Raw genomic sequence first — 25,013 nt, 5'->3', positions numbered from 1 at the left:
CAACTGTGGGAGCGGGCTTGCCCCGCGATTGCGGTGGGTCAGTGAAGCTGCTTCGCGGGGCAAGCCCGCTCCTACAGGGGCGGGGTGGTTTCAGGCGGTTTGGTTTTGTCGACGCCCGGCACGTGCAGGTTGCCGTCGGCTACCTGGCTGCCTTCCAGCTGCGGCTGGGTCACCCAGGTGAGGATGTCGTAATACCGGCGGATGTTGGCGACGAAATGCACAGGCTCACCACCCCGGGCATAGCCGTAGCGGGTTTTGCTGTACCACTGCTTCTGCGCCAGGCGCGGTAGCATTTTCTTCACATCCAGCCACTTGTTCGGGTTTAAACCTTCGCGTTTGGCCAGTTTGCGTGCGTCGTCCAGGTGACCACCGCCGACGTTGTAGGCCGCCAGGGCAAACCAGGTGCGGTCCGGTTCCTTGATCGAGTCGTCCAGCTGTTCCTTCACATGCATGAAGTACTTGGCACCACCGCGAATGCTCTGCACCGGGTCCAGGCGGTTGGACACGCCCATGGCTTGAGCGGTGCGCTGGGTCAGCATCATCAGCCCGCGGACGCCGGTCTTGGAGGTGACTTCAGCCTGCCACATCGATTCCTGGTAGCCGATGGCGGCCAACAGGCGCCAATCGACCTGTTCTTTCTTGGCGGATGCCTTGAAGTGTTTTTCATAGCGCGGCAGGCGCTGCTGCAGGTGCTGGGCGAAGGTGTAGGCACCGACGTAGCCCAACACATCGACATGGCCGTAGTAACGGTCTTTCAGGCGCTGAAGAGTGCCGTTCTTCTGAACCTTGTCGAGAAATTCGTTGATCTCGTTGAGCAGGCTGTTGTCGTCACCGGCCGCCACTGCCCAGCGTTGGTCGCGCGAGTCACCGAGGTCGAAGGCTACCCGTACATTGGGGAAATACACCTGGTTCATCGCCAATTCGTTGGAATCCACCAGGGTCAGGTCGATCTGACCTTCATCGACCATGCGCAGCAGGTCAACCACTTCCACCGCGTCAGATTCTTCATATTCAAGCGCCGGATACTGCTTTTTCAGCTCTGCCAGTTGATCGGCATGCGAGCTGCCTTTGAGCACCATGATCTTCTTGCCGACCAGGCCTTTGGCATTGGTCGGGCGTGAGCGGCCGTTGCGGTAGATGATTTGCGGGGTCACTTCCAGGTAGGGGTGCGAATACCGTACCTGGGCCTTGCGCCGCTCGCTGCTGACCAGGCCCGCTGCAGCCAGCACCGGGCCGGAGGGCTTGCCGAGCTGGTCGTACAACTCGTCGAGGTTGTCGGCGGTTTCGATCTTCAGCTCGACGCCCAGTTCGTCGGCAAAGCGTTTGACCAGCTCGTATTCAAAGCCGGTTTCACCGTTGCGGTCTTCGAAGTAGGTGGCCGGGCTGTTGCGGGTGATCACGCGCAGTACACCGTCCTCCTTGACGCGCTCTAGGGTGCTGGGTTTTTCAACACAGGCACCGAGCATCAGGAAGAGTCCGATTGCGATGAGCCATCTGGCGCAGCGCTGGCGCAAAGCAGTTTGGGCGAACATAGGTTGCAGTATACGCAAAGCACAGGCCCCGCCATATCTCGACAACGATTTGCTTGTCTGCTAGCACGGTTTGCCTCAGCGCCGAGGGAACCGCGCGGAGCAGGCAGTTTTTTGACCCCCGAGTCCGGATTGATCCGCCGACACGCGGCCGCGTCAGAATGCTGTGTTGCGGGTGCCGAAAGCCTCGGATTTAGGCTAGAATGCACGGCCTCTAAGCACACCCCCTTCCTGAGGCTGTCCCGACGATGTTGATCCTGCGCGGCGCTCCTGCCCTTTCTGCCTTTCGCCACGGTAAATTACTCGAGCAATTGAGTCAGAAAGTCCCCGCTGTTAGTGGTTTGTACGCTGAATTCGCTCATTTCGCCGAGGTTGACGGCGATCTGACTGCCGACCAACAGCAAGTGCTCGCGCGCCTGCTCAAGTACGGCCCGAGCGTACCGGTACAGGAGCCGACCGGTCGCCTGTTCCTGGTGATGCCACGCTTCGGCACCATCTCGCCCTGGTCGAGCAAGGCCAGCGACATCGCCCACAACTGCGGCCTGGAAAACGTCCAGCGTCTGGAACGTGGCATTGCCTACTACGTCGCCGGTGAGTTGAGCGAGGCCGACGCGGCCCTCGTCGCCCAGCAGCTGCACGACCGCATGACCCAGATCGTTCTCGGTCGTCTGGAAGATGCCGCCGGTCTGTTCAGCCATGCCCAGCCCAAGCCGATGACCTCGGTGGACATCCTCGGTGGTGGCCGTGCTGCACTGGCTAAAGCCAACGTCGACCTGGGCCTGGCCCTGGCGGAAGACGAAATCGACTACCTGGTCAGCGCTTTCCAGGGCCTTTCGCGTAACCCGAACGACATCGAACTGATGATGTTCGCCCAGGCCAACTCCGAGCATTGCCGCCACAAGATCTTCAACGCCAGTTGGGACATCGACGGCCAGGCTCAGGAAAAGAGCCTGTTCGGCATGATCAAGAACACCTACCAGATGCACAACGAAGGCGTGCTGTCCGCTTACAAGGACAACGCTTCGGTGATCGTCGGTAGTGTTGCCGGGCGTTTCTTCCCGAACCCTGACACCCGCCAGTACGGCGCGGTGCAGGAGCCGGTGCACATCCTGATGAAGGTCGAGACCCACAACCACCCGACCGCCATCTCGCCGTTCTCCGGCGCGTCCACCGGTTCCGGTGGTGAAATCCGTGACGAAGGTGCCACCGGCCGCGGTGCCAAGCCCAAGGCTGGCCTCACCGGTTTCACCGTCTCCAACCTGCGTATCCCGGGTTTCGAGCAACCGTGGGAAAAGCCGTACGGCAAGCCTGAGCGCATCGTCAACGCCCTCGACATCATGGTCGATGGCCCGCTGGGCGGCGCGGCATTCAACAACGAATTCGGCCGTCCGGCCCTGACCGGTTACTTCCGTACCTTCGAGCAGTCGATCAACACCCCGCACGGTGAAGAAGTACGCGGCTATCACAAGCCGATCATGCTCGCTGGCGGTATGGGCAACATCCGCGAAGATCACGTCCAGAAAGGCGAGATTACCGTCGGTGCCAAGCTGATCGTGCTCGGCGGCCCGGCCATGCTGATCGGCCTGGGTGGTGGTGCAGCCTCTTCGGTTGCCACTGGCGCCAGCTCCGCTGATCTGGACTTCGCGTCGGTACAGCGCGAAAACCCGGAAATGGAACGCCGCTGCCAGGAGGTCATCGACCGTTGCTGGCAACTGGGCGACAACAACCCGATCGCCTTCATCCACGACGTTGGCGCTGGCGGTATTTCCAACGCCTTCCCTGAGCTGGTCAACGACGGTGGCCGCGGTGGTCGCTTCGAGCTGCGCAACGTGCCCAACGACGAGCCGGGCATGGCCCCGCACGAAATCTGGAGCAACGAATCCCAGGAGCGTTACGTGCTGGCCGTCAGCGCGGGCGACTTCGAGCGCTTCAAGGCCATCTGTGAGCGTGAACGTTGCCCGTTCGCGGTCGTAGGCGAAGCCACCGAAGAAGCGCACCTGACCGTTACCGACAGCCACTTCAACAACACCCCGGTCGACATGCCGCTGGAAGTGCTGCTGGGCAAGCCGCCACGCATGCACCGCTCGGTGTCCCGCGAGGCGGAAGTGGGCGACGATTTCGATCCAAGCACGCTGGCGCTGAAAGATTCGGTCGAGCGCGTGCTGCGTCACCCGGCCGTAGCCAGCAAGAGCTTCCTGATCACCATTGGCGACCGCACCATTACTGGCCTGGTTGCCCGCGACCAGATGGTTGGCCCGTGGCAGGTTCCGGTGGCCGACGTTGCCGTCACCGCCACCAGCTTCGACGTGTACACCGGTGAAGCGATGGCCATGGGTGAGCGTACCCCGCTGGCCCTGCTCGACGCCCCGGCGTCGGGCCGCATGGCCATCGGTGAAACGCTGACCAACATGGCCGCGTCGCGCATCGAAAAACTCTCCGACATCAAACTGTCGGCCAACTGGATGTCTGCAGCCGGTCACCCGGGTGAAGACGCGCGTCTGTACGACACCGTCAAAGCCGTCGGCATGGACCTGTGCCCTGAGCTGGGCCTGACCATTCCAGTCGGCAAAGACTCGATGTCGATGAAGACAAAGTGGAGCGAAGAGGGCACCGAGAAGTCCGTTACCTCGCCGCTGTCGCTGATTGTTACCGGTTTCGCCCCGGTGACCGACATTCGCAAGACCCTGACCCCGCAACTGCGCATGGACAAGGGTGAAACCGATCTGATCCTGATCGACCTGGGCCGCGGCCAGAACCGCATGGGCGCCTCGATCCTGGCGCAGACCCATGGCAAGCTGGGTGCCCAGGCACCGGACGTCGACGACGCTGAAGACCTCAAAGCGTTCTTCGCCGTGATCCAGGGCCTGAACGCCGACGGTCATCTGCTGGCCTACCACGACCGTTCCGACGGCGGTCTGATGACCACCGTGCTGGAAATGGCCTTTGCCGGTCATTGCGGTGTGGAGCTGGAACTGGACACCCTGACCAGCAAACGCGAGAAGATCGCCGCCATCCTCTTCAACGAAGAGCTGGGTGCGGTCATTCAGGTACACCAGGACGCTACCGGCGAAGTGCTGGCGCAGTTCAGTGCTGCCGGCCTGGGCGAAGACTGCGTTGCGGTGATCGGTCAGCCGATCAACAACAGCGAAGTGCTGATCAAGTTCGCTGGTGAAGAACTGTTCAAAGGCGACCGTCGTCTGCTGCAACGTCAGTGGGCTGAAACCAGCTACCAGATCCAGCGCCTGCGTGATAACGCCGACTGCGCTGATCAAGAGTTCGACGGTCTGTTGGAAGAAGACAATCCGGGCCTGAGCGCCAAGCTCGGCTTCGACGTCAACCACGACATCGCCGCGCCTTACATCAAGAAAGGCGTGCGTCCTCAGGTTGCGGTCCTGCGTGAGCAGGGCGTCAACGGTCAGGTCGAAATGGCTGCAGCCTTTGACCGCGCGGGCTTCAACGCTATCGACGTGCACATGAGCGATATCCTCGCCGGTCGTGTCGACCTGAATGAGTTCAAAGGCCTGGTGGCCTGTGGCGGCTTCTCGTACGGCGACGTGCTGGGTGCCGGTGAAGGCTGGGCGAAATCGGCGCTGTTCAACAGCCGTGCCCGTGACGCTTTCCAGGGCTTCTTCGAGCGTACCGACAGCTTTACCCTGGGCGTGTGCAACGGTTGCCAGATGATGTCCAACCTGCACGAGCTGATTCCGGGTACCGAGTACTGGCCGCACTTCGTGCGCAACCGCTCCGAGCAGTTCGAAGCCCGTGTGGCCATGGTTCAGGTTCAGGAGTCGAACTCGATCTTCCTGCAGGGTATGGCCGGTTCGCGCATGCCGATCGCCATCGCCCACGGTGAAGGCCATGCCGAATTCGAAAGCGAGGAAGCCCTGCTGCAGGCGGACCTGTCCGGTTGCGTAGCGCTGCGCTTTGTTGACAACCATGGCAAGGTCACCGAAACCTATCCGGCCAACCCGAACGGCTCGCCGCGCGGTATTACCGGTCTGACCAGCCGCGACGGTCGCGTCACCATCATGATGCCGCACCCTGAGCGGGTGTTCCGTGCGGTGCAGAACTCCTGGCGTCCGGATGATTGGAACGAAGACGCAGCCTGGATGCGTATGTTCCGTAATGCGCGGGTCTGGGTGAACTAAGGGTGTACAAGCTCGCCTTCTTCGTCCCGACCAGCCATGTAGAAGTGGTCAAGGCCGCTGTGTTCGCCGCTGGCGGCGGACGCATCGGCGACTACGACTGCTGTGCCTGGCAGGTGTTGGGCCAGGGTCAGTTCCGCCCGTTGGACGGCAGCCAGCCGTTCATCGGGCAGAGCGGGGTGGTCGAACAGGTCGAAGAGTGGCGGGTGGAGTTGGTGGTGGCTGACGCGCTGATCAGGCCGGTGGTTGCTGCACTCAAGCAGGCTCATCCTTATGAAACACCGGCTTATGAGGTTTGGCAGCTCGCCGAATTCTGAGGCCGGAAATCGGGAGTAGGAGCGGGCTTGCCCCGCGATAGCGGTCCTTCAGCCACATCGCCTCGCGGGGCAAGCCCGCTCCTACCGGTTATTGCCTTAGCAGCCTCAGCGCTGGGTGATGCTTGATGCCAGGGTAGTGCTGCGGTCATGACCGCTGGTGCGAAGCACGCCAAGATCCACGCTGTTTTCCCCTCCAGTGCCGCTTGACCCACGATACGCATCGATCAAACCGGTGGTGAGATCGACGGGTGCGTTAGAGGCGTTGATACCCACTTCACGGCGGTAGTCGCGGCCGTTCAGGGTTTCTTGAGTTACCGCTCCGTTACCCAACTCAACCTTGCCTGCAACCGATTGCAGGCGCGCACCGGTGAGCGTCGTTTCGCCTCCGACCGCCAGGGCGATGCCGTCTCGGCCGCTGAGTACAGCCTGACTGGCAACGCTTTCACGCTGGGTGTGCTCGACCTTGACGTTCAATGTTGGCGACAAGCCTGGTTCGACTGCCTGCACGACAGGTCCGACATGTTTGTCGGTTTTGCCACTCAACGGCCCGGCCAGTGCGTTGGCGGCGTTGGTATAGCCTTGCGGGTTCTTCTCCTTGCTCAGTCGTCCGTCCACCTCGACCTTCAACGCATTGACGCGGTCTTGCAGGCTGGCAATCTGCAGGTCACCGCCGATCTGGCCACCGATGCGCTCGGCGTCCATACGAACCCCTTGCAGGCGAGTGTCCGCCAGGCTGCTGAGGGTGATCTGCCCGGCGCGCCACTGGCTGTTTTCGTAGGTCAGGTTGTCACGGCGGTCGATGTTCACCTGTACTCGGCCATGCAAACCGCGCTTGTTTTGCTCAGACGTTGCACCGGGAGCGGCGTTGAATCCGGCACCCGCGGTGATGTTGAGGTTATTGCGCTGCTCCGAACTGCTGGCTGCTTCAATCAGCATACCGCCGTTGTTGGCGCTGATATTCACCTGTTTAGCGGTAGCATTGACCCCTTGCAGGTGCACGGCGTCAGCTTGTGAGGCGGCGCTGCTAAGTGTCAGTTGCTCTTTGGCAAACCACTGGGCGCCACTGGCCGTACTGCTGTTTTCGTCGATGCGTCCGTTACCGAAGTGCCCGCCAATGGCTCCACCCTTGCCATCAGTGGTGCCTTTGGCTTGCAGTTCCAGCCCGCCACGCAGGGTGTTGCCCTGGGCTTTGTGGGTATCGGTGGCTGCCTTGACCTGAAGTTTGCCGGTGCTGCTCAAGTCGATGTTGTTGACGTTGGCAGTGCTGGTGCCGATCCGGGTGCCGGTCAGTTGCAGATCGCCCCCGGCTTGCAGTTGTACGTCGCCTTTGGCATCTATTGTTGCGACCCGCGCCTGAGTGTCGGTGCTGTCGAGGGTCTTGTGGTTCAGGTAACCACGCAGGTCGAGGGCTTTGCCGACCGGAGTGTTACCGCCTTTGGCCCAGGCGTTGCCTTCAAGTTGTTTCACGCTGCTGTGCTGGCTGTCGTTGGCCTGATTCAGGTGCAGGTTGCCATCGGCCAGCAGTTTCAATGCGCCGTCGCCGGCATCGAATTGAGTGCCTTCGTAGACGCCGTCACTCCCCAGTTGAATCTGGATGCCGGTTTGCCCATACAGGCTGCCGGGCCGGGCGGTGAGCTTGGTTTCGACGTGCTCCAGCGAGCCGCCTTTGCCCGAGAGGCGCACGTTGACATCGCTGCCGGTGGTGGTGTCGACGCGGACGGTGCCCTCGACATCCAGGCGATTGATGGTTTTGCTGCTGCTGTCATGTGCGGCGGCGAAATTGTGCGCTCCAGCCTGGATCGACAGTGGTCCCTGTTCTGCTCGGTAGCGGGTACCTGTGTCGTTGAGCGTGTCGGCTTTGACGGCGATGCTGGCGCCTTTCAGTTCGCTGACCTGAGCGCTGCTGGATTGTTCGGTTGAGGCGCGGTTCAGGTGCGCGCCGTTGAGTTCGGCCCCCAGGCTTGGCGCTGTCAGTGCATCTTCAACCGAGGCCTGTTGGAAGCGACTGGCTTCCTTGCCAAGGATCAGGTTTTCAATCGGGCGGGTCAGGTCTTGATAAGCAACGCTGGCGCCCAGGCTGGCCTGCCAGTTCTTCTCTGTGAGTCGGGAGCTCTTGGTGTCGTCTACCGCACGGTTTTCCACGGTGTCGGCGTTAATCACCAAGGCATTGCCTGCAGTCAGTTTCGCGGCCTCGCTGATCAGTGTGCCGGTGGTGATGTTCAGGTTGCCACTGGCAGCCAACTGGGTGCGTTGCGCCTGGCTGGCGTTTTCCTCAAGGTTTTTTTCCTTGTGGTAGCCCTCGAAGGCGCTATTGATGTTGTCGATACCCCCGCCGACCCTGAGGTTGCCGCCGCTTTGACGGGGTTCGCTGGTAGTTGATTGCTGGTTGTGACGCGCTGCAAGGTTGACGTTCTGAGCGGTGATTTGCAGGTCGCCTGCGGTGGTGCTGATGGTTGCCGCCTGGAGGTTGGCGTCCTTTTTACTCTCGATTTGCACGCTCCCGGCGGAAAGGGTGCTGGCGATCTGTGTCGTTTCGTTTTGAGTGCTTTCCACCGTGTTCACGTTATAGCCAACCGAGGCGCTGTACTGGTGCGAGTCGGGCTTGTCCTCACCGGCAAGCGGCACTTGGCCGGCGCTGGCGGTGAAACCTTGGCTTTGCTGGTGGCGGGTGACGTTCTGGGATTGCTCGGCCGCGCTGACGGTAATGTCTTTCTCGGCTTGCAGCTGCAGTTGCTGTTTGGCGTTGAGCTTGGCACCGAGTACACGCAGCTCATCGGCGCTGGCCAGGCGCAGGTTGCTTTGCGAATCCAGGTCGCTGATCAGCACGTCTTTGTGCTGCTCCTCGCGCCGGGTTTTATCGGCGATCAGCCCGAACAGTTTGCTGTCGTTCTCCTGCTGACTGACGGTGGACTGGCTTTGCGCGGCTTCGACCGTCAACAAGCCTTTTTCGCTGAGCAGCAGCGCATCGCCCTTGCTGTTGACCTTCGAGCCTTTGATCTGAACCTGGTCGGCCATTACTGTCAGTGCGCCGCCAGCTTGAAGGGTGCTGCCGCTGGCGGTCTGCCCCTCGGCGTCGGTTTTTCCGTCCTTGCCAAAAAAGCTCCCGGAGACCAGATCGCCACCGTAGTCCTTGGTCTGGCTGGTATTTTTCAGGGACACTGTGCTGACCTCTACAGCGCCAGCCTTGAGGGTCATATCCGCGCTGCTGGTCAGCGTGCTTGCTTGCACTTTTGTCTGCCCCCCCGACGTCAGGGCTATCTGCCTGGCGGACAACTCGCTGGCCTTGACCTTCTCCTGGTATTTGCTGCTGTTCTTATCGCCCCGCCACAGGTGTTTGCGATGACGGATCTGTTCGTCGACTTGATGGCTGTCGATCGCGGCGCTGATGTTCAGTGCATCACCGGCGTTGACGCTGAGATCACCCTCGGCCCGGACGTTGGCGGCAAGCAGATTGATGTCCTTGCCGGCCTTCAGGTTGATGTCCTGGCTGGCGTGCAACTGGCTGCCCTGATGCTCGCGGTCGGTGCGGGTGGTGTCGCGGTTGAAGGTTTCGGTGGTGACGAACAACCAGCGCTTCTTGTAGTGGTCACGGTCACGCTTGGTTGCCTCGCGTACCTGCGTGTCGAGGGTCAGGTTGTTTCCGGCCTCGGCGTGGATCTGTGGTCCCTTGACCTCAACAGCAGTAATGCTGAGATCGTCTGCGGCGTGCAAGTTCACCGCGCCTTGCTCGGTGCTCAGACGGCTTCGCTGTTGTGCCGTCCCGCTGATCTCTAGGCCACCCTTTGAGTCGATGGCGATGCCTTCGCGTGCTTGCAGGTGTGCCCCTACACGCACACCGGCGCCTTCGGCGGTGCTGACGATGCGGATCCGCCCGGCCTGCATGGCGCCGAGCAGGCTGGCGTCAAGGCTGCCAGTGGCGGCGGCGAGGTGTTCGAGCACCTGGCGATCAGTGTCGCGTATCAGGTTGCGCCCAGCCGTCAGGTTCAGGTCCGCGCCAGCAGTCAACGGCCCCACGCCGTAGATGCGTGGGGCGATCAAGTCAAGCGCACCGTCAAGGTTGCTCTGGCCACCCTGGAGAATCGTCAAGGTCCCGCTGGCCGTGCGGGTGTCGAGGTGCTTGATGCGCTGGTTCTCAAGCTCAGGGGTGCCGACCAGAAAGCCTGCGCGGGTGGTATTGATAAAGCTGCCGCCGTTGAGGGTGATGCCGTTGGGGTTGGCCAATATGTAGTCGGCCGGGCGGCCGAAGATTTCCTGCGCACCTTCGATGCGTGAGGCGTTGCGGCTGATCACTTCATTGAGGATGGTTGAGGCCGCGTGCCCCTGGAACTGCGGGTTGGCAGCCAGGGCACCAGCCAGCTGTGACTGTCCGGCTTGCAGCGCGTTGTTGAGCACCACACCGGGCTTGTTGACGTTGTAGTCGAGGAACTGGTTGTGCGACAGGCCGTTGGCGTTGGGGGCAACGATGTCGATCACCGGCACGCCATGCTGGTTGTTGATCAAGGGGGTACCGCTCGCTCCGCTAGCGGCTTGCAGGCCGTTGTCTGCAAGGCTGACGTAAGGTGTCAGCAGGGTCAGGGCAATCACCCAGCGCAGGTGATTGGGGTTGAGTCGCTCAAGGGGTGCACAAGGTTGCCGCGTTTTGGTGGACATCAGGGTCGTCTCTCTTTGTTGTTGTGGACATCAGATGTTCAGTACCCACTCCAGCAGCCAATAGCCCGATTCGAGCTGCTGGCGGTGTGTTGCGCTGGCATACAGCGCGCGCTGGTAGTCGAGGGTGAGGCGGCTGCCGGGCAGGCTCAGTTCAACGCCACTGTGGGCACCGAGCGCGCGTTGCGGCGGCTTGCCGTGGTCAAATTTGCTCCAGCCCATGTCCACGCCCAGTTGTGGGCGCAGCACCAGACCGCGGGGCAGGTCCAGGGCCAGAGGCTGGCTGAGGGTGTTGCGCCAGATCGCACCGCTGGCAGCGGAAATCACTTGCTGGCGAAAGCCGCGTACGCCGGTGCTGTCGCTGAGTAGTTGCTGCTCGACGGCGGGCAAGGCATCGGGGCTGTATTGCAGGTTCAGCTCGCTTTGCCAGCGCCACGGCCAGCTCGGATCTCGGCCTTGGCGCAGGTGCAGGAGGCTTGCGCGGTACTTGCGAAAGTGTGGTTGCGGAGCGTGACGAAACAAAACGTCATGGTCGGCACCAAACCCGTCCACGCCCTGGCTGATGCCCAGATAAGCACTCCACAGACCGTCTTCGAGCCAGAGAGCGTTCAGCCCTGCCTCAATGCTGGTGAGTGTCGGGCTTTGCACGTGCAGGCGTTGATCGCCCAGCCGATTGTCCAGGCGCTTGTGCTCAAGACGCAGGCTGGCGCTGAGCAATCCCCGCTGGTTGCGCCATACGCTGCGCTCCAGGCCCAGGCTGTAGAAGTCGCTTCGGCCGCTGCTGCGCAGGTCGCGACCGGGGAGTGGTGCCTGGTAGTGCACCTGGTTGAAGCCCAGTGCATAGCTCCAGGCGCCGTAAGGGATGTTGTAGTAAATGCCGTAACCACGGCTGTAGCTGGGGCCGGTGTGCACGGTGGTATTGGTAGAAAGCTGCAGGAAGTCATTGAGCTGCAGCGGGCTGTCCAGGCCCAGGCTGAAGCTCAGGCGCTCGCGCCCGGTCGATTCGCTACCGCGATTGTCGACGCTGCTGCCCAGGTGCCAGCGGCGGTTTATCTGGCGGGGGACCACCACCACCCGGGTCGCGCCTTCGCTGCTGCCGGGTAGCAGGTCGAGGCCCAGGTCAAAGGCTTTCAGGCGGTTCAACTGATCCAGGCCTTGTTCCAGTTCGGTCAGGCGCAAGGGGTTGCCCAGCAGGGTTGGGAAGGCGCTGTTCAGTGAAAGGGGCAGGTCGGGCCCGCTCAGTTCGATCGACTCGACAAAACCTTCGACGATCACGATGTCCAGCGTGCCTCCGGCCACCGGGCGACTGGCCAGGTAGGGGCGACTGGCCACATACCCGGCCTGGACATAGTGCTGGGTAATGGCTTTGAGCATCTGGTTGATCCGGGCAGCGCTTATGCACGGCGTGATCAGCGGCCGCAAGGTGTCGGCGAGCTCGGCAGCAGACAGCTGCTGATTGCCGGCCAGGCGGACCCCGTGCACAGGCCAGCAGGGGCCGCTGTCGGCCGGGGCAGGTGCGTCGGCGTTAGCTGTGGCAGGTGCGGGTTGATCCGAGCGTTGTAGCGTTCGCAGGCGCTGGCGTTGCTCCAGCTGTTCGCGCTGCAGGCGCAGGTCCTGGAGTTGTTGCACGGCGGGCAGGCTGTCAGCGTTGGCTGATTGCGCCGTCCACGCAAGCGAGCCCACAATGCCCAGGACCAGGCAGGTTATTTGCCGCGGGCAAAGGCGTGCAGCGGTGCGGCGTAGGGTAGTGGGCATACAGTAGCGTCCAGGGTAGTGGGTGCTGAAAACACACCAGGCAATCCGATTGCACGGATTCTATGGACGCTGCTATTCGTATGGATGCGGTACGAAGCCGATCAGCCGGTAAGGCTCAAGCTTGAACCGGGTAGGGAATTTCCGGCGCAAGCGCCGGAAGGGAGATGCGGAGGTCAGATCAAGGGCGAATTTCGATCAGCGTGCCGTCTGGCACCATGTCCCAGACCTCACGCATGTCGCGGTTGGTCATGGCGATACAGCCCTCGGTCCAGTCCAGGGTATGGAAGAATTCTTCGGGGTATTCTTCATCCAGCGGTGTGCCGTGGATCATGATCATGCCACCAGGCGGTACGCCTTCACGTCGGGCCCGCGCCGAATCACTGATGTTCGGGTAGGACACATGCATGGCCAGGTTGTAGCGGTCACTTTCCTTGCGCCAGTCGATCCAGTAAAGGCCTTCAGGCGTGCGTTTGTCGCCCTCTTGCAGTTTTGGGCCTTTGGGCTGCTTGCCCAGCGAGATGCGATAGGTTTTCAGGGGGGAGCCACCGCTGATCAGCTGCAGGCGACGTTCGGACTTGATCACCAGGATCTTTTCGATCAGCGCAGGCGTACCGGGTGTGGGTTTGAGCGGGGAGGGCGCGACCTTCTGGATAGGCTTGGTCACAATCGTTTCGGTAAACCCTGCCTGTGACACCGAAGCCACACTGAGGCAGAAAAGGGCAAGCAACCAGCGCATGAAACGATATCCCTGAGAACTAGGTGTTGAGTGACGGAACGAGCAAGGGCGGCAAACATTCGTTGCCAATCGGGTAGTGCTGCTCGATGCGGTCGCGATAATAGCATTCTAGGGTACGACTGACGGTCCGGAAAGCCAGCTCATCCCACGGGATTTCACTTTCGTCGAAAAGTCGCACTTCCAGACTTTCGACGCCCACGGCAAACGCCAGGTCGGCGAGTTCGGCACGAAAGAACACATGCACCTGGTTGATGTGTGGCAAATCGAACAGCTGATACAGGCTCATTGCCCCGACGCGGGCGCAGGCTTCCTCGATGGTTTCGCGACGGGCGGCCTGCTCAAGGGTCTCGCCGTTCTCCATGAAACCTGCCGGCAAGGTCCAGTAACCGCGGCGCGGTTCGATGGCCCGGCGGCACAACAACACCTGGCTACCCCAGGTCGGCAACACGCCCGCGACGATATTGGGGTTCTGGTAATGGATGGTCTGGCAGTGCTCGCACACATAGCGCAGACGTGTATCGCCTTCGGGTATGCGCTGAATTACCGGATTACCGCACGCACTACAGAATTTCATGCTTTTATTCCTATAGGTTGTGCTTATCTTTGCGCGACTTTCGCTGCGGCTGCAAGCCGGTTCACCTCGGGGCTTGGGCGACTCGCGGCTTTGGTGCATCATGCAGACCGGGCTTTGGAATCGAGAGAGAGCAATGCTGGACGAGCTACTTCGCCGCGTGAGCAGTCATACGCCGGGCACCCTGGAAACCGATCGTCGTTTTCCCGAGGCAGCGGTGTTATTGCCCATTACCCGTAGTGAAGAGCCTGAGCTGGTATTGACCCTGCGCGCCAAGGGGCTGTCTACCCATGGTGGCGAAGTTGCGTTTCCCGGCGGGCGCCGCGACCCGGAAGACCCAGATCTGGTATTCACCGCCTTGCGCGAAGCTGAAGAGGAAATCGGCCTGCCGCCCGGGCTGGTGGAAATCATCGGTCCCTTGAGCCCGCTGATCTCCCTGCATGGTTTGAAGGTCACGCCTTTCGTCGGGCTGATACCCGATTTCGTCGAATACCAGGCCAATGATGCGGAAATTGCCGCAGTGTTTACCGTGCCGCTGGAGTTCTTCCGCCAGGATCCGCGTGACCACACCCACCGTATCGATTACCAGGGGCGCAGTTGGTATGTGCCCAGCTATCGCTTTGGCGAGTACAAAATCTGGGGCTTGTCGGCGATCATGATCGTCGAGCTGGTCAACTTGCTTTACGATGCCCGGATCAATCTGCATCAACCGCCTGAGCGCTTCATTCCAATTTGAGCGGGCTCACCCGCCACCACTGCCGGACCGTGAGGAACTACGCATGAAATACCGTCTGGGCGACCTGCGGGTCGAAACCCATCCACGCAGCTGGGCGGCGCCCACTGCCACGCTGATCGGCAAGGTACGCCTGCAAGCGGGGGCCAGCGTCTGGTTTGGCGCGGTGTTGCGTGGTGACAACGAGCTGATCGACATCGGTGAGAACAGCAACGTGCAAGACGGTACGGTGATGCACACCGACATGGGCTCGCCGCTGACCCTGGGCACCGGGGTAACCATCGGCCACAACGCCATGCTGCACGGCTGCACGGTGGGCGACTACAGCCTGGTAGGCATTAATGCGGTCATCCTCAACGGTGCGCGTATCGGCAAGTACTGCATCATCGGCGCCAATGCGTTGATCCCTGAAGGCAAGGAAATCCCCGACGGTTCGTTGGTCATGGGCTCGCCGGGCAAGGTCGTGCGTGAGCTGACCGAGGCGCAGAAGAAGATGCTTGAGGCCAGCGCTGCGCATTACGTGCATAACGCCGAGCGCTATGCCCGTGATCTGGCACCCCAGGAGGATTGATGAGCAGTACTGAGCGCCCGGTTGCCTCACCCTGCGTGCATATCTGTGCCCTGGATGACGCTGACATCTGCACCGGCTGTCAGCGCAGCGCCATGGAAATTACCCGCTGGGGGCGGATGGACAACAACGAGCGCCGTCAGGTGCTCAAGCTGTGCCACGAGCGCGCCGTGGCTGCCGGGCTGATCCTCAACGTCAGCGGCGCTACCTGCTGATCCACCACTTGGCCGCAGGCGGTTGCTCAAGTACCCTGTAGCGCTTGCCCTGCGGTTAATCCCATGCCTTTTCTGATTGCCTATATCAGCAGCGTTGTGCTGATCAACTACGCCTTCTCCAGCGCCCCGCACCTGGATGTCATCTGGTCGGCCTGGGGCGGTTTGGTATTTATCCTCCGCGACATGGTGCAGACCCGCTATGGTCATGGCGCGCTGGTTGCCATGCTGGTAGCGCTGGTGCTGTCGTATGTCACCTCCGAGCCTGCCATCGCCCTGGCCAGTGCCACTGCCTTTGCGGTCTCGGAGCTGATCGACTGGCTGGTGTTCAGCATCACCAAGCGCCCGCTGCACGACCGCTTGTGGTTGAGTTCAGCGCTGAGCATCCCGATCGACACGTTCATCTTCTTTGGCATGATCGGCGCCTTGACCCCTGCGGTCGTTGGTACCGCCCTGGCCTCCAAGTTCGCAGGCGTTACAGCGGTGTGGCTGATCATGGCCTGGCGTCTGCGCAAGCGTGCCCTTGCCGGTTGAGGCCCTGCGCCCGGCTTCATGTAAAATGGCGCTCCTTTTCACCGGGTTGCCCCTTGAAGGGCGGCCCTGGAATCCTTCCCTCTGAGGACCTGAAATGACCCGTATCGGAACCCCATTGTCGCCAACAGCGACCCGCGTACTGCTGTGTGGCTGCGGCGAGCTGGGCAAGGAAGTGGTGATCGAGCTGCAGCGCCTGGGCGTTGAAGTGATTGCCGTGGACCGTTACGCCGATGCGCCGGCCATGCAGGTGGCGCATCGCAGCCATGTGATCAACATGCTCGATGGCGCCGCCCTGCGCGCAGTGATCGAGGCTGAAAAGCCGCATTACATCGTGCCGGAAATCGAAGCCATCGCTACTGCGACCCTGGTTGAGCTGGAGAACGAAGGCTTCAACGTGGTGCCCACCGCGCGTGCCACTCAGCTGACCATGAACCGTGAAGGCATTCGCCGCCTGGCGGCCGAAGAGCTGGACTTGCCGACCTCGCCCTACCACTTCGCCGACACCTTCGAAGACTACCGCAAGGCGGTCGAAGATCTCGGTTTCCCGTGCGTGGTCAAGCCGGTGATGAGTTCCTCCGGCAAAGGCCAGAGCCTGCTGCGCAGCAACGACGATGTCCAGAAAGCCTGGGACTACGCGCAGGAAGGCGGCCGTGCAGGCAAGGGTCGGGTGATCATCGAAGGCTTCATCGATTTCGACTACGAAATTACCTTGCTGACCGTGCGTCATGTCGGAGGCACCACCTTCTGCGCACCGGTTGGTCATCGTCAGGAGAAGGGCGATTATCAGGAGTCCTGGCAGCCTCAGGTCATGAGCCCGAAAGCCCTGGCCGAGTCCGAGCGTGTGGCCAAGGCCGTGACCGAGGCGCTGGGTGGCCGCGGACTGTTTGGCGTAGAGCTGTTCATCAAAGGCGATCAGGTGTGGTTCAGCGAAGTGTCGCCGCGTCCACATGACACCGGCCTGGTGACCTTGATCTCGCAAGACCTGTCGCAATTCGCCCTGCATGCGCGGGCCATTCTTGGCTTGCCGATTCCGTTGATCCGTCAGTTCGGGCCGTCGGCCTCGGCGGTGATCCTGGTGGAAGGGCAGTCGCAACAAACCGCGTTCGCCAACCTCGGTGCCGCGTTGAGCGAGCCGGATACCGCCATTCGTCTGTTTGGCAAACCTGAAGTCAACGGCCAGCGCCGCATGGGCGTGTGCCTGGCCCGTGATGAGTCGATCGAGGCTGCACGCGCCAAGGCGACCCGTGCTTCCCAGGCAGTCAAGGTAGAGTTGTAATCCCGGTGGGAGCGGGCTTGCCCCGCGATGCGATTTATCTGTGACATCGCATCGCGGGGCAAGCCCGCTCCCACAAATCAAACCCTATGAGCCTTACAGCTCCGAATGCCGGGTTTCTTTCAGGCATAACACAGCAATCAGGCTCAACAGCGCCGCCGCTGACACATAGCCCCCCACCCAGCTCAATCCACCCATCGCCACCAGCTTCTGGGCGAAGAAGGGTGCTGCCGACGCGCCGACAATACCGCCGAGGTTATAGGCCGCCGACGCCCCGGTGTAACGCACATGGGTCGGAAACAGCTCAGGCAGCAGCGCGCCCATCGGTGCGAACGTCACCCCCATCAAGAACAGCTCGATGGCCAGGAACAGTGCCACTCCGGCAGTGGAGCCCGAGGTCAACAGCGGCTGCATGGCAAAGCCCGAGAGAATCGCCAGTACCGCACCAACAATCAGCACCGGCTTGCGCCCATAACGGTCACTGAGCCAGGCCGACAGCGGCGTGGCCAGGGCCATGAACAAGACTGCGAAGCACAGCAGGCCGAGGAAGGTTTCGCGGCTGTAACCCAGGGTCGAGACACCATAGCTGAGCGAAAACACCGTCGAGATGTAGAACAGCGCGTAGCACACCACCATCGCCGCCGAACCCAGCAGCACCGGCATCCAGTATTGCGAGAACAGCTCGACAACCGGCATTTTCACCCGTTGGTGCTGGGCTACGGCCTTGGCGAAGATCGGCGTTTCTTCGAGCTTCAGGCGCACATACAGGCCAACGATCACCAGTGCTGCGCTGAGCAGGAAGGGAATGCGCCAGCCCCAGCTACGGAACTGCTCGTCGGTGAGCAGCATGGCTAGGGCCAGGAACAGGCCGTTGGCTGCCAGAAAACCAATGGAGGGGCCCAGCTGCGGGAACATGCCGAACCAGGCGCGTTTGCCTTTGGGCGCGTTTTCAGTGGCCAGCAGGGCTGCACCGCCCCATTCACCGCCCAGCCCCAAACCCTGGCCGAAGCGCAGTACACACAGCAGGATCGGCGCCCAGGCACCAATGCTGTCGTAGCCCGGTAGCACGCCGATCAGTGTGGTACACACGCCCATCAGCAACAGCGAGGCGACCAGGGTCGATTTACGCCCGATACGGTCACCGAAGTGGCCGAACAGCGCAGAACCCAGAGGGCGAGCGAGAAAGGCGATACCGAAGGTAAGGAAGGCCGAGAGCATCTGCGCGGTGCCAGAAGTCTGCGGAAAAAATACCGGCCCGATCACCAGTGCGGCGGCGGTGGCATAAACGTAGAAGTCGTAAAACTCGATGGCAGTGCCGATGAAGCTGGCAGTGGCGACCCGTGCCGGGGAATTGCCGGGGCTGGCCTGAGTGGTTTCGGAGTATGTGCTGCTGGTTGTCATGCGATTGTCCCTGACAGTCGAGTGCTCCACGGGCACTGCAGCCGAGCTGCACAGGCAGGCAGCGGCACACAATGGCCCGAGCGTATTGTTGTTGATCGCGTGACTGAGCATACGCCCGTTGGGGGTAGGGGCGGCGCGGGCACTGTTGCGGGGTGTGAAGCAGTGCCGGTAAAAGCGCGTTATTCAGTGGTGCGCACTGGCCGGGAGGCGCTGAAAGCGGGTAGCAAGCGTGACGGCCAGGCTGGGTAAGCGTGATGGGAGTATAGCTAGCGAGGGACAGTCCAGACCAGTATGCGGCTGGCGCAATTGTCTTCTGTTTCGAGAATTTCCAGGCGATATCGGCCGATTTTCAAGCACACAGCGCTCGGCGGGATGCTTTCCAGGGCTTCGGTGACCAGACCGTTGAGGGTTTTCGGGCCGTCACTGGGCAGGTGCCAGCCGAGGCTGCGGTTCAGCTCGCGTATCGACACCGCGCCTTCGATAACGAAACGGCCATCGGCTTGCGGGTGAATGTGCGGGTTTTCCTGGTGGTGCTCGTCTTCGAACTCGCCGACGATCTCTTCGAGAATGTCTTCAAGGGTGACGATGCCCAGTACCTCACCGTATTCGTCGACCACCACGCCGAGGCGCCGCTGTTGCTTGTGAAAGTTCAGCAGCTGCATTTGCAGCGGCGTGCTTTCGGGGACGAAGTACGGGTCGTAGCAGGCGGCATGCAGGGCTTCGCGGCTCAGCTCGGCCTTGGGCAGCAGGTGGCTGATCAGCTTGGTGTTGAGTACCGCTTCCACCTGGTTGATGTCGCTGTGATACACCGGCAGCCGGGTATGGCGGCTGATGATCAGTTGCTCGATGATCTTTTCGATCGGCTCGTCGAGGTTGATACCGTCGACATCGTTGCGCGGCACCAGGATGTCATTGACGGTGACTTTATCCAGCGCCAGCAGGCTTTCCGGCAGGTTCAGGCGGTGCTCGGCCTGTGGGTGTTCTTCGTTGTCGGCATCGCTTTCGTGCAACTCATGCAGGCTGACCGCATGGGCCTGAACGCGGAAGGGGCGCAGTAACAGCCGGGCGCAGCTGTCGAGCAACCAGGCCAGGGGCTGGAGTAGCTTCAGGGGTGCCTTGAGCAGACTGTTGCCCAAGGTAATGAAGGTGTGCGGGTTACGGCGGGCCAGTTGTCGCGGCAGGTATTCGGCCAGTACCAGCAGCAGGGCGGCGGCACTCACGCCGGCCAGCCAAAAGCCCTGTTCGCCGTTGTAGCGTTGGCCCAGTAAGCAGGCCAGGGCCAGCACCAATAGTTTGCCCAGGGTCGAGCAGAGCACCAGAGACTGTGGGGTTACCGCCAGCTCCGGGTGTTCACCCGTCAGGTCGTTGCGCCGTGCCGCGTTGAGTTGCTGCTGGGCGGCATCCACCGCCGTGAACAGTGCCGACCAGAGCAGGGCCAATGCCATTATGGCAAGTAAGGGTCCTAACGGCAGAGCGTCCATTTACCTGTGCCCGTCAGATATGCAGGATGAATTCACGCACCAGCTTGCTGCCAAAGTAGGCCAGCATCAGCAGGCAGAAACCGGCCAGGGTCCAGCGGATTGCCTTGTGACCACGCCAGCCCAGGCGCGTACGGCCCCACAACAGCACGGCGAAGACAATCCATGCCAGGCAGGCCAGCAAGGTTTTGTGCACCAGGTGCTGGGCAAACAGGTTGTCGAGGAACAGCCAGCCGGAAATCAGCGACAGCGACAGCAACGCCCAGCCGGCCCAGAGAAAGTCGAACAGCAGGCTTTCCATGGTTTGCAGGGGCGGGAAGTTCTTGATCAGCCCCGATGGGTGTTTGTGCTTGAGCTGGTGATCCTGAAGCAGCAGCAACAACGCCTGGAACACGGCAATGGTGAACATGCCATAGGCCAGGATCGACAGCAGGATATGCGCGAGGATGCCCGGCTCTTCATTGATCAATGGCACGGTGCCCGGTGGCGCGAACTGCGACGTCAGTGCCGTGAGCATGCCCAGTGGGAACAGCAACAGCAGCAGGTTTTCCACCGGAATGCGCAGGCAGGCCAGCAGGGTCAGGGCAATCACTGCGGTGGCAATCAGACTGGCGGCACTGAAGAAGTCCAGGCTCAGGCCCAGCGGCGTGAGTAACTGCCAGCAGAGCGCCGTGCCCTGGGCAATAACGGCCAGCAGGCCGAGCACGCCGAGCAGGCGTTTGTCAGCCTTGGCGCCTTGCGCCAGACGGGAGCCTTGATAGAAGGTCGCGGCCGCGTACAGGCAGGCGGCGATCAAATTGGGTAGCAAGCTGGGTGACAAAGGGAGCATAAGTCCTGTTAGGCAAGCCCGAAAAGAGTTGAGTTTGGCATAGAACGCGTCCGCCAAGGAAGACTGCTAGCCGACGGCGAGGTGTGCGCTGGGCCGAGTCTTCGTTATAATCGCCGACCTGCCCCTGCCCAAGGCCCGTCGAATACGCCAGAGGCAGCTGATAAACCTCGGTTCTACAGAGCCTGAAAGGATCACCATGTTTGAAAACCTGACCGACCGTCTGTCACAGACGCTACGCCATGTCACTGGCAAGGCCAAGCTGACTGAAGACAACATCAAAGACACGCTGCGTGAAGTGCGCATGGCGCTGCTCGAAGCTGACGTCGCCCTGCCGGTGGTCAAGGATTTCGTCAACAAGATCAAAGAGCGTGCGGTCGGCACCGAAGTGTCGCGCAGCCTGACCCCAGGCCAGGCCTTCGTGAAGATTGTCCAGGCCGAGCTCGAAGAGATGATGGGGGCGGCCAACGAAGAGCTGAGCCTCAATGCTGCGCCGCCGGCCGTGGTGCTGATGGCCGGTCTGCAGGGTGCGGGTAAAACCACCACCGCCGGCAAGCTGGCGCGCTTTCTTAAAGAGCGCAAGAAGAAGTCGGTCATGGTGGTCTCGGCCGACGTTTATCGTCCGGCGGCGATCAAACAGCTGGAAACCCTGGCGGGTGATATCGGCGTTACTTTCTTCCCGTCCGACATCAGCCAGAAGCCTGTGGCCATTGCTGAAGCGGCGATCCGCGAAGCCAAGCTGAAATTCATCGACGTGGTCATCGTCGACACCGCCGGTCGTCTGCACATCGACGCCGAAATGATGACCGAGATCAAAGACCTGCACGCCGCGGTCAAGCCGATCGAAACCCTGTTCGTGGTCGACGCCATGACCGGTCAGGACGCGGCCAACACCGCCAAGGCCTTTGGCGACGCACTGCCGCTGACCGGCGTGATCCTCACCAAGGTCGACGGTGACGCCCGTGGCGGTGCGGCGCTGTCGGTGCGCGCCATTACCGGCAAGCCGATCAAGTTCATCGGTATGGGTGAAAAGACCGAAGCGCTCGAGCCGTTCCACCCTGACCGTATTGCCTCGCGCATCCTCGGCATGGGTGACGTGCTCAGCCTGATCGAGCAAGCCGAGCAGACCCTCGACAAAGAAAAGGCCGACAAACTGGCCAAGAAGCTGAAGAAGGGCAAGGGCTTCGACCTCGAAGACTTCCGCGATCAGCTGCAACAAATGAAGAACATGGGCGGCCTCGGTGGCCTGATGGACAAACTGCCAAGCATCGGCGGTGTCAATCTGGCGCAGATGGGCAATGCCCAGGGCGCCGCCGAAAAGCAGTTCAAGCAAATGGAAGCGATCATCAACTCCATGACCCCGGCCGAGCGCCGTGACCCTGAGCTGATCAGCGGTTCGCGCAAGCGTCGGATTGCCATGGGTTCCGGCACCCAGGTGCAGGACATCGGCCGCTTGATCAAGCAGCACAAGCAAATGCAGAAGATGATGAAGAAGTTTTCTGCCAAAGGCGGCATGGCCAAAATGATGCGCGGCCTGGGCGGTATGATGCCCGGCGGCGGCATGCCCAAGCTGTAACCCGATTCAGATCGTCGGCGCGAAAGTGGGCCGGCGATCGGAACCCCGCCGTTGGCGGGACACTGCTGCCTTTATAGAGAGGGCAGCGCAAACCGCAGATCAGCAGGCAAGCCTTTTAACCATTGGTAAAAAGGCATTTGCAAAAGTCCGGATATTCCTTGAGAATATGCGGCCTTTCGGGCACCCGTGTGCCCGCTGTGCATTATGATTTGCAGCACCGACTACAGGAACGATGTTCAATGCTAACCATCCGTCTTGCCCGTGGCGGCTCCAAAAAGCGCCCATTCTACACCCTGACCGTGACCGACTCGCGTAACCCGGTTACCGGTTCGCACATCGAGCAGGTTGGTTTTTTCAACCCTATCGCTCGTGGTCAGGAAGTTCGTCTGTCCCTGAAAGAAGACCGCGTTGCTCACTGGCTGAGCGTTGGCGCACAGCCGTCTGAGCGTGTTGCTCAGCTGCTGAAGGAAGCTGCCAAGGCTGCTGCCTGAGCAATATGAACGCGACGCCAGAAAGTGCTAATGACCTGATCGTTGTTGGCAAGATTTTCTCGGTTCACGGCGTTCGCGGCGAAGTGAAGGTGTATTCCTTTACTGATCCGATTGAAAACCTGTTGGAGTACCGCAACTGGACGCTTCGGCGCGAAGGCGTGGTGAAACAGGTAGAGCTGGTCAGTGGCCGTTCCACTCAAAAGGATCTGGTCGCCAAGCTCAAAGGCCTCGATGATCGTGATGAAGCCCGTCTTCTGAGCGGTTATGAGATTTGTATCTCGCGGAGCCTTTTGCCCAACCTGCCTAGCGACGAGTACTACTGGTACCAGTTGGTAGGTCTGAAAGTCATCAACCAGGACGAACAACTGTTCGGCAAGGTTGATCACCTGTTGGAGACCGGCGCGAACGATGTATTGGTGGTCAAGCCCTGCGCGGGCAGCCTGGATGATCGCGAGCGGTTGTTGCCCTATACAGAGCAATGCGTGCTGGCAATCGACCTGGATGCAGGCGAAATGAGGGTGGAATGGGACGCGGACTTCTAAGCAATGGCCAGCCTGCGCGTAGACGTCATCACGCTGTTCCCCGAGATGTTCTCGGCCATCAGTGAGTACGGCATTACCAGCCGAGCGGTGAAACAGGGGTTGTTGCAATTGACCTGCTGGAACCCGCGGGACTACACCACAGATCGTCACCATACGGTGGATGATCGGCCGTTTGGCGGTGGTCCGGGCATGGTGATGAAGATCAAGCCTCTGGAAGACGCCCTGGTACATGCCAGGCAGGCAACCGGAGAGGCGGCGAAGGTGATTTACCTGAGCCCGCAAGGCCGCAAGCTGACACAGTCGGCGGTCAAAGACCTGGCGAGGCATGAATCGTTGATTCTGATAGCCGGTCGATATGAAGGCATCGACGAGCGCTTTATTGAAGCTCATGTTGATGAAGAGTGGTCGATTGGGGACTACGTATTGTCTGGTGGCGAGCTACCGGCAATGGTCCTGGTTGATGCGGTTACGCGGCTGCTGCCCGGAGCTTTAGGGCATGTGGACTCGGCGGAGGAAGATTCCTTCACTGATGGTCTGCTTGATTGCCCGCACTACACCCGACCGGAGGTGTATGCGGATCAGCGTGTTCCCGACGTGTTGCTTAGTGGCAACCATGCACACATCCGGCGATGGCGTTTACAGCAGTCCCTTGGGCGGACCTATGAACGACGCGCCGATCTTCTGGAAAGTCGCTCACTTTCTGGAGAAGAGAAGAAGCTGCTCGAGGAGTACCTCCGAGAGCGGGACGATAGTTAACGTATCGATGGTAGATCCGACGATTTACCTTAGGAGCACAGCATGACCAACAAAATCATTCAGCAGATCGAAGCTGAGCAGATGAGCAAAGAGATCCCTACCTTTGCCCCGGGCGACACCATCGTCGTTCAGGTGAAAGTGAAGGAAGGTGACCGTTCGCGTCTGCAGGCTTTCGAAGGCGTTGTCATCGCCAAGCGTAACCGTGGTCTGAACAGTGCTTTCACTGTTCGCAAGATCTCCAACGGTGTTGGTGTTGAGCGTACTTTCCAGACCTACAGCCCGCAAATCGACAGCCTGGCCGTGAAACGTCGTGGTGACGTGCGTAAAGCCAAGCTGTACTACCTGCGCGACCTGTCCGGTAAAGCCGCTCGCATCAAGGAAAAACTGTCCTGATGACAGTTTGACCGGCGGCTACGGTCGCCATGCGAAAAAAAGCAGCCTTCGGGCTGCTTTTTTGTTGTCTGTAATTTGTCCCCGATGTGAGTGTTATGAGCCCCAGAGAGCAGGAAATCGAACGCCGTACCGAACTGTCGGTGACCCGCGTCACCAAAGCGGTGTTCCCGTCTACCACCAACCACCACAACACCTTGTTTGGTGGCACTGCCCTGGCCTGGATGGACGAAGTGTCGTTCATCGCCGCAACGCGTTTTTGCCGTTTGCCTTTGGTCACCGTGTCTACTGACCGTATCGACTTCAAACACCCGATTGCTGCAGGTTCCATCGTTGAACTGGTAGGCCGCGTAGCGACGGTGGGCAATACCAGCCTCAAGGTTGAGGTTGAAGTGTTTGTCGAAAGCATGAGCTGCGACAGCCGCGAGAAGGCCATACATGGCCTGTTCAGCTTTGTCGCGATCGATGAAGACAAACGCCCGGTCCCCGTATTACCCGGCCTGTAGGAGCGGGCTTGCCCCGCGAGAGGGCAT

At 60.9% G+C, this 25,013-nt stretch carries 21 protein-coding genes; 13 read left to right on the top strand and 8 right to left on the bottom strand.

The genetic code is table 11. The annotated features are described in order from the left end of the window. Positions 1–71: 71 nt before the first annotated feature. Positions 72–1,532: a membrane-bound lytic murein transglycosylase MltF gene (gene mltF / locus ACP6KB_RS21905; protein ID WP_442109351.1), complete on the bottom strand. Its 1,461-nt coding sequence runs from the start codon at positions 1,530–1,532 to the stop codon at positions 72–74. Between the two features lie 245 nt (positions 1,533–1,777). Between mltF and purL the strand changes: the two genes are divergently transcribed. Both purL and ACP6KB_RS21895 read left to right on the top strand, forming a co-directional pair. Continuing rightward, positions 1,778–5,677, top strand: a complete 3,900-nt coding sequence (purL, locus tag ACP6KB_RS21900) for a phosphoribosylformylglycinamidine synthase (protein ID WP_442109350.1) — start codon at positions 1,778–1,780, stop codon at positions 5,675–5,677. A 2-nt stretch (positions 5,678–5,679) separates the two neighbouring features. Then, positions 5,680–5,991, top strand: coding sequence for an NGG1p interacting factor NIF3 (locus ACP6KB_RS21895; protein ID WP_442109349.1), 312 nt, complete (start codon positions 5,680–5,682; stop codon positions 5,989–5,991). A 105-nt stretch (positions 5,992–6,096) separates the two neighbouring features. Here the strand turns inward: ACP6KB_RS21895 and ACP6KB_RS21890 are convergent, their stop codons facing one another. The 4 genes from ACP6KB_RS21890 to ACP6KB_RS21875 form a co-directional block, all read right to left on the bottom strand. Further along, entirely contained in the window at positions 6,097–10,641 is a 4,545-nt protein-coding gene (locus tag ACP6KB_RS21890) for a hemagglutinin repeat-containing protein (RefSeq protein WP_442109348.1), read from the bottom strand. A gap of 30 nt (positions 10,642–10,671) precedes the next feature. Then, entirely contained in the window at positions 10,672–12,393 is a 1,722-nt protein-coding gene (locus ACP6KB_RS21885; RefSeq protein WP_442109347.1) for a ShlB/FhaC/HecB family hemolysin secretion/activation protein, read from the bottom strand. A gap of 178 nt (positions 12,394–12,571) precedes the next feature. Continuing rightward, entirely contained in the window at positions 12,572–13,129 is a 558-nt protein-coding gene (locus tag ACP6KB_RS21880) for a L,D-transpeptidase family protein (RefSeq protein WP_442109346.1), read from the bottom strand. 19 nt (positions 13,130–13,148) lie between these two features. After that, on the bottom strand, positions 13,149–13,703 hold the full coding sequence (locus tag ACP6KB_RS21875; RefSeq protein ID WP_442109345.1) for an NUDIX hydrolase: 555 nt from the start codon (positions 13,701–13,703) through the stop codon (positions 13,149–13,151). Between the two features lie 133 nt (positions 13,704–13,836). Between ACP6KB_RS21875 and ACP6KB_RS21870 the strand changes: the two genes are divergently transcribed. From ACP6KB_RS21870 to purT, 5 genes are all read left to right on the top strand, one after another. Then, positions 13,837–14,436, top strand: a complete 600-nt coding sequence (locus tag ACP6KB_RS21870; RefSeq protein WP_442109344.1) for a CoA pyrophosphatase — start codon at positions 13,837–13,839, stop codon at positions 14,434–14,436. Between the two features lie 43 nt (positions 14,437–14,479). After that, positions 14,480–15,004, top strand: a complete 525-nt coding sequence (locus tag ACP6KB_RS21865) for a gamma carbonic anhydrase family protein (protein ID WP_442109343.1) — start codon at positions 14,480–14,482, stop codon at positions 15,002–15,004. Further along, complete coding sequence (locus ACP6KB_RS21860) at positions 15,004–15,216, top strand: DUF1289 domain-containing protein (protein ID WP_442109342.1); 213 nt, start codon at positions 15,004–15,006, stop codon at positions 15,214–15,216. The genes ACP6KB_RS21865 and ACP6KB_RS21860 overlap by 1 nt, the downstream gene beginning before the upstream one ends. Before the next feature lie 63 nt (positions 15,217–15,279). Next, the gene (locus ACP6KB_RS21855) at positions 15,280–15,747 is read left to right on the top strand and encodes a VUT family protein (protein WP_442109341.1); all 468 of its coding nucleotides are present in this window, start codon (positions 15,280–15,282) and stop codon (positions 15,745–15,747) included. A 94-nt stretch (positions 15,748–15,841) separates the two neighbouring features. Next, a complete protein-coding gene (gene purT, locus ACP6KB_RS21850; RefSeq protein ID WP_442109340.1) occupies positions 15,842–17,023 on the top strand; it encodes a formate-dependent phosphoribosylglycinamide formyltransferase in 1,182 nt (393 codons plus the stop codon). A 93-nt stretch (positions 17,024–17,116) separates the two neighbouring features. Here the strand turns inward: purT and ACP6KB_RS21845 are convergent, their stop codons facing one another. The 3 genes from ACP6KB_RS21845 to ACP6KB_RS21835 form a co-directional block, all read right to left on the bottom strand. Beyond that, on the bottom strand, positions 17,117–18,421 hold the full coding sequence (locus ACP6KB_RS21845; RefSeq protein ID WP_442109339.1) for an MFS transporter: 1,305 nt from the start codon (positions 18,419–18,421) through the stop codon (positions 17,117–17,119). A gap of 266 nt (positions 18,422–18,687) precedes the next feature. Further along, positions 18,688–19,902, bottom strand: a complete 1,215-nt coding sequence (locus ACP6KB_RS21840) for a transporter associated domain-containing protein (RefSeq protein WP_442109338.1) — start codon at positions 19,900–19,902, stop codon at positions 18,688–18,690. Positions 19,903–19,915: 13 nt separating this feature from the next. Beyond that, entirely contained in the window at positions 19,916–20,728 is an 813-nt protein-coding gene (locus ACP6KB_RS21835; protein ID WP_442109337.1) for a cytochrome C assembly family protein, read from the bottom strand. 196 nt (positions 20,729–20,924) lie between these two features. Between ACP6KB_RS21835 and ffh the strand changes: the two genes are divergently transcribed. The 6 genes from ffh to ACP6KB_RS21805 all read left to right on the top strand — a co-directional run bounded on the left by ffh (position 20,925) and on the right by ACP6KB_RS21805 (position 24,986). Beyond that, positions 20,925–22,301 (top strand): signal recognition particle protein, encoded by a 1,377-nt coding sequence (ffh, locus tag ACP6KB_RS21830; protein ID WP_442109336.1) that lies wholly within the window; start codon positions 20,925–20,927, stop codon positions 22,299–22,301. Positions 22,302–22,540: 239 nt separating this feature from the next. Then, the gene (gene rpsP, locus ACP6KB_RS21825; RefSeq protein ID WP_133216979.1) at positions 22,541–22,792 is read left to right on the top strand and encodes a 30S ribosomal protein S16; all 252 of its coding nucleotides are present in this window, start codon (positions 22,541–22,543) and stop codon (positions 22,790–22,792) included. 5 nt (positions 22,793–22,797) lie between these two features. After that, a complete protein-coding gene (rimM, locus tag ACP6KB_RS21820) occupies positions 22,798–23,334 on the top strand; it encodes a ribosome maturation factor RimM (protein WP_442109335.1) in 537 nt (178 codons plus the stop codon). Positions 23,335–23,337: 3 nt separating this feature from the next. Beyond that, positions 23,338–24,090: a tRNA (guanosine(37)-N1)-methyltransferase TrmD gene (gene trmD, locus ACP6KB_RS21815; protein WP_442109334.1), complete on the top strand. Its 753-nt coding sequence runs from the start codon at positions 23,338–23,340 to the stop codon at positions 24,088–24,090. A gap of 42 nt (positions 24,091–24,132) precedes the next feature. After that, the gene (gene rplS / locus ACP6KB_RS21810; protein WP_010220244.1) at positions 24,133–24,483 is read left to right on the top strand and encodes a 50S ribosomal protein L19; all 351 of its coding nucleotides are present in this window, start codon (positions 24,133–24,135) and stop codon (positions 24,481–24,483) included. A gap of 95 nt (positions 24,484–24,578) precedes the next feature. After that, positions 24,579–24,986 (top strand): acyl-CoA thioesterase, encoded by a 408-nt coding sequence (locus ACP6KB_RS21805; protein ID WP_442109333.1) that lies wholly within the window; start codon positions 24,579–24,581, stop codon positions 24,984–24,986. The last annotated feature ends 27 nt before the right edge of the window (positions 24,987–25,013 follow it).

Origin of the sequence: Pseudomonas sp. NUPR-001, from assembly GCF_052147955.1 — a bacterium.
In the GTDB taxonomy this organism is placed as follows: Bacteria; Pseudomonadota; Gammaproteobacteria; order Pseudomonadales; family Pseudomonadaceae; genus Aquipseudomonas.
This window is presented reverse-complemented; position numbering and strand designations above follow the sequence as displayed.

Excerpts from the sequence above, each read along its gene's own strand:
- ffh (WP_442109336.1), top strand. The coding sequence starts at position 20,925 with ATGTTTGAAAACCTGACCGACCGTCTGTCACAGACGCTACGCCATGTC.
- rpsP (WP_133216979.1), top strand. The coding sequence starts at position 22,541 with ATGCTAACCATCCGTCTTGCCCGTGGCGGCTCCAAAAAGCGCCCATTC.
- ACP6KB_RS21845 (WP_442109339.1), bottom strand. The coding sequence starts at position 18,421 with ATGACAACCAGCAGCACATACTCCGAAACCACTCAGGCCAGCCCCGGC.
- rplS (WP_010220244.1), top strand. The coding sequence starts at position 24,133 with ATGACCAACAAAATCATTCAGCAGATCGAAGCTGAGCAGATGAGCAAA.
- rimM (WP_442109335.1), top strand. The coding sequence starts at position 22,798 with ATGAACGCGACGCCAGAAAGTGCTAATGACCTGATCGTTGTTGGCAAG.
- ACP6KB_RS21840 (WP_442109338.1), bottom strand. The coding sequence starts at position 19,902 with ATGGACGCTCTGCCGTTAGGACCCTTACTTGCCATAATGGCATTGGCC.
- ACP6KB_RS21880 (WP_442109346.1), bottom strand. The coding sequence starts at position 13,129 with ATGCGCTGGTTGCTTGCCCTTTTCTGCCTCAGTGTGGCTTCGGTGTCA.
- purL (WP_442109350.1), top strand. The coding sequence starts at position 1,778 with ATGTTGATCCTGCGCGGCGCTCCTGCCCTTTCTGCCTTTCGCCACGGT.
- ACP6KB_RS21890 (WP_442109348.1), bottom strand. The coding sequence starts at position 10,641 with ATGTCCACCAAAACGCGGCAACCTTGTGCACCCCTTGAGCGACTCAAC.
- ACP6KB_RS21855 (WP_442109341.1), top strand. The coding sequence starts at position 15,280 with ATGCCTTTTCTGATTGCCTATATCAGCAGCGTTGTGCTGATCAACTAC.
- ACP6KB_RS21805 (WP_442109333.1), top strand. The coding sequence starts at position 24,579 with ATGAGCCCCAGAGAGCAGGAAATCGAACGCCGTACCGAACTGTCGGTG.
- ACP6KB_RS21865 (WP_442109343.1), top strand. The coding sequence starts at position 14,480 with ATGAAATACCGTCTGGGCGACCTGCGGGTCGAAACCCATCCACGCAGC.
- ACP6KB_RS21885 (WP_442109347.1), bottom strand. The coding sequence starts at position 12,393 with ATGCCCACTACCCTACGCCGCACCGCTGCACGCCTTTGCCCGCGGCAA.
- ACP6KB_RS21835 (WP_442109337.1), bottom strand. The coding sequence starts at position 20,728 with ATGCTCCCTTTGTCACCCAGCTTGCTACCCAATTTGATCGCCGCCTGC.
- purT (WP_442109340.1), top strand. The coding sequence starts at position 15,842 with ATGACCCGTATCGGAACCCCATTGTCGCCAACAGCGACCCGCGTACTG.
- trmD (WP_442109334.1), top strand. The coding sequence starts at position 23,338 with ATGGCCAGCCTGCGCGTAGACGTCATCACGCTGTTCCCCGAGATGTTC.
- ACP6KB_RS21870 (WP_442109344.1), top strand. The coding sequence starts at position 13,837 with ATGCTGGACGAGCTACTTCGCCGCGTGAGCAGTCATACGCCGGGCACC.
- mltF (WP_442109351.1), bottom strand. The coding sequence starts at position 1,532 with ATGTTCGCCCAAACTGCTTTGCGCCAGCGCTGCGCCAGATGGCTCATC.
- ACP6KB_RS21860 (WP_442109342.1), top strand. The coding sequence starts at position 15,004 with ATGAGCAGTACTGAGCGCCCGGTTGCCTCACCCTGCGTGCATATCTGT.
- ACP6KB_RS21875 (WP_442109345.1), bottom strand. The coding sequence starts at position 13,703 with ATGAAATTCTGTAGTGCGTGCGGTAATCCGGTAATTCAGCGCATACCC.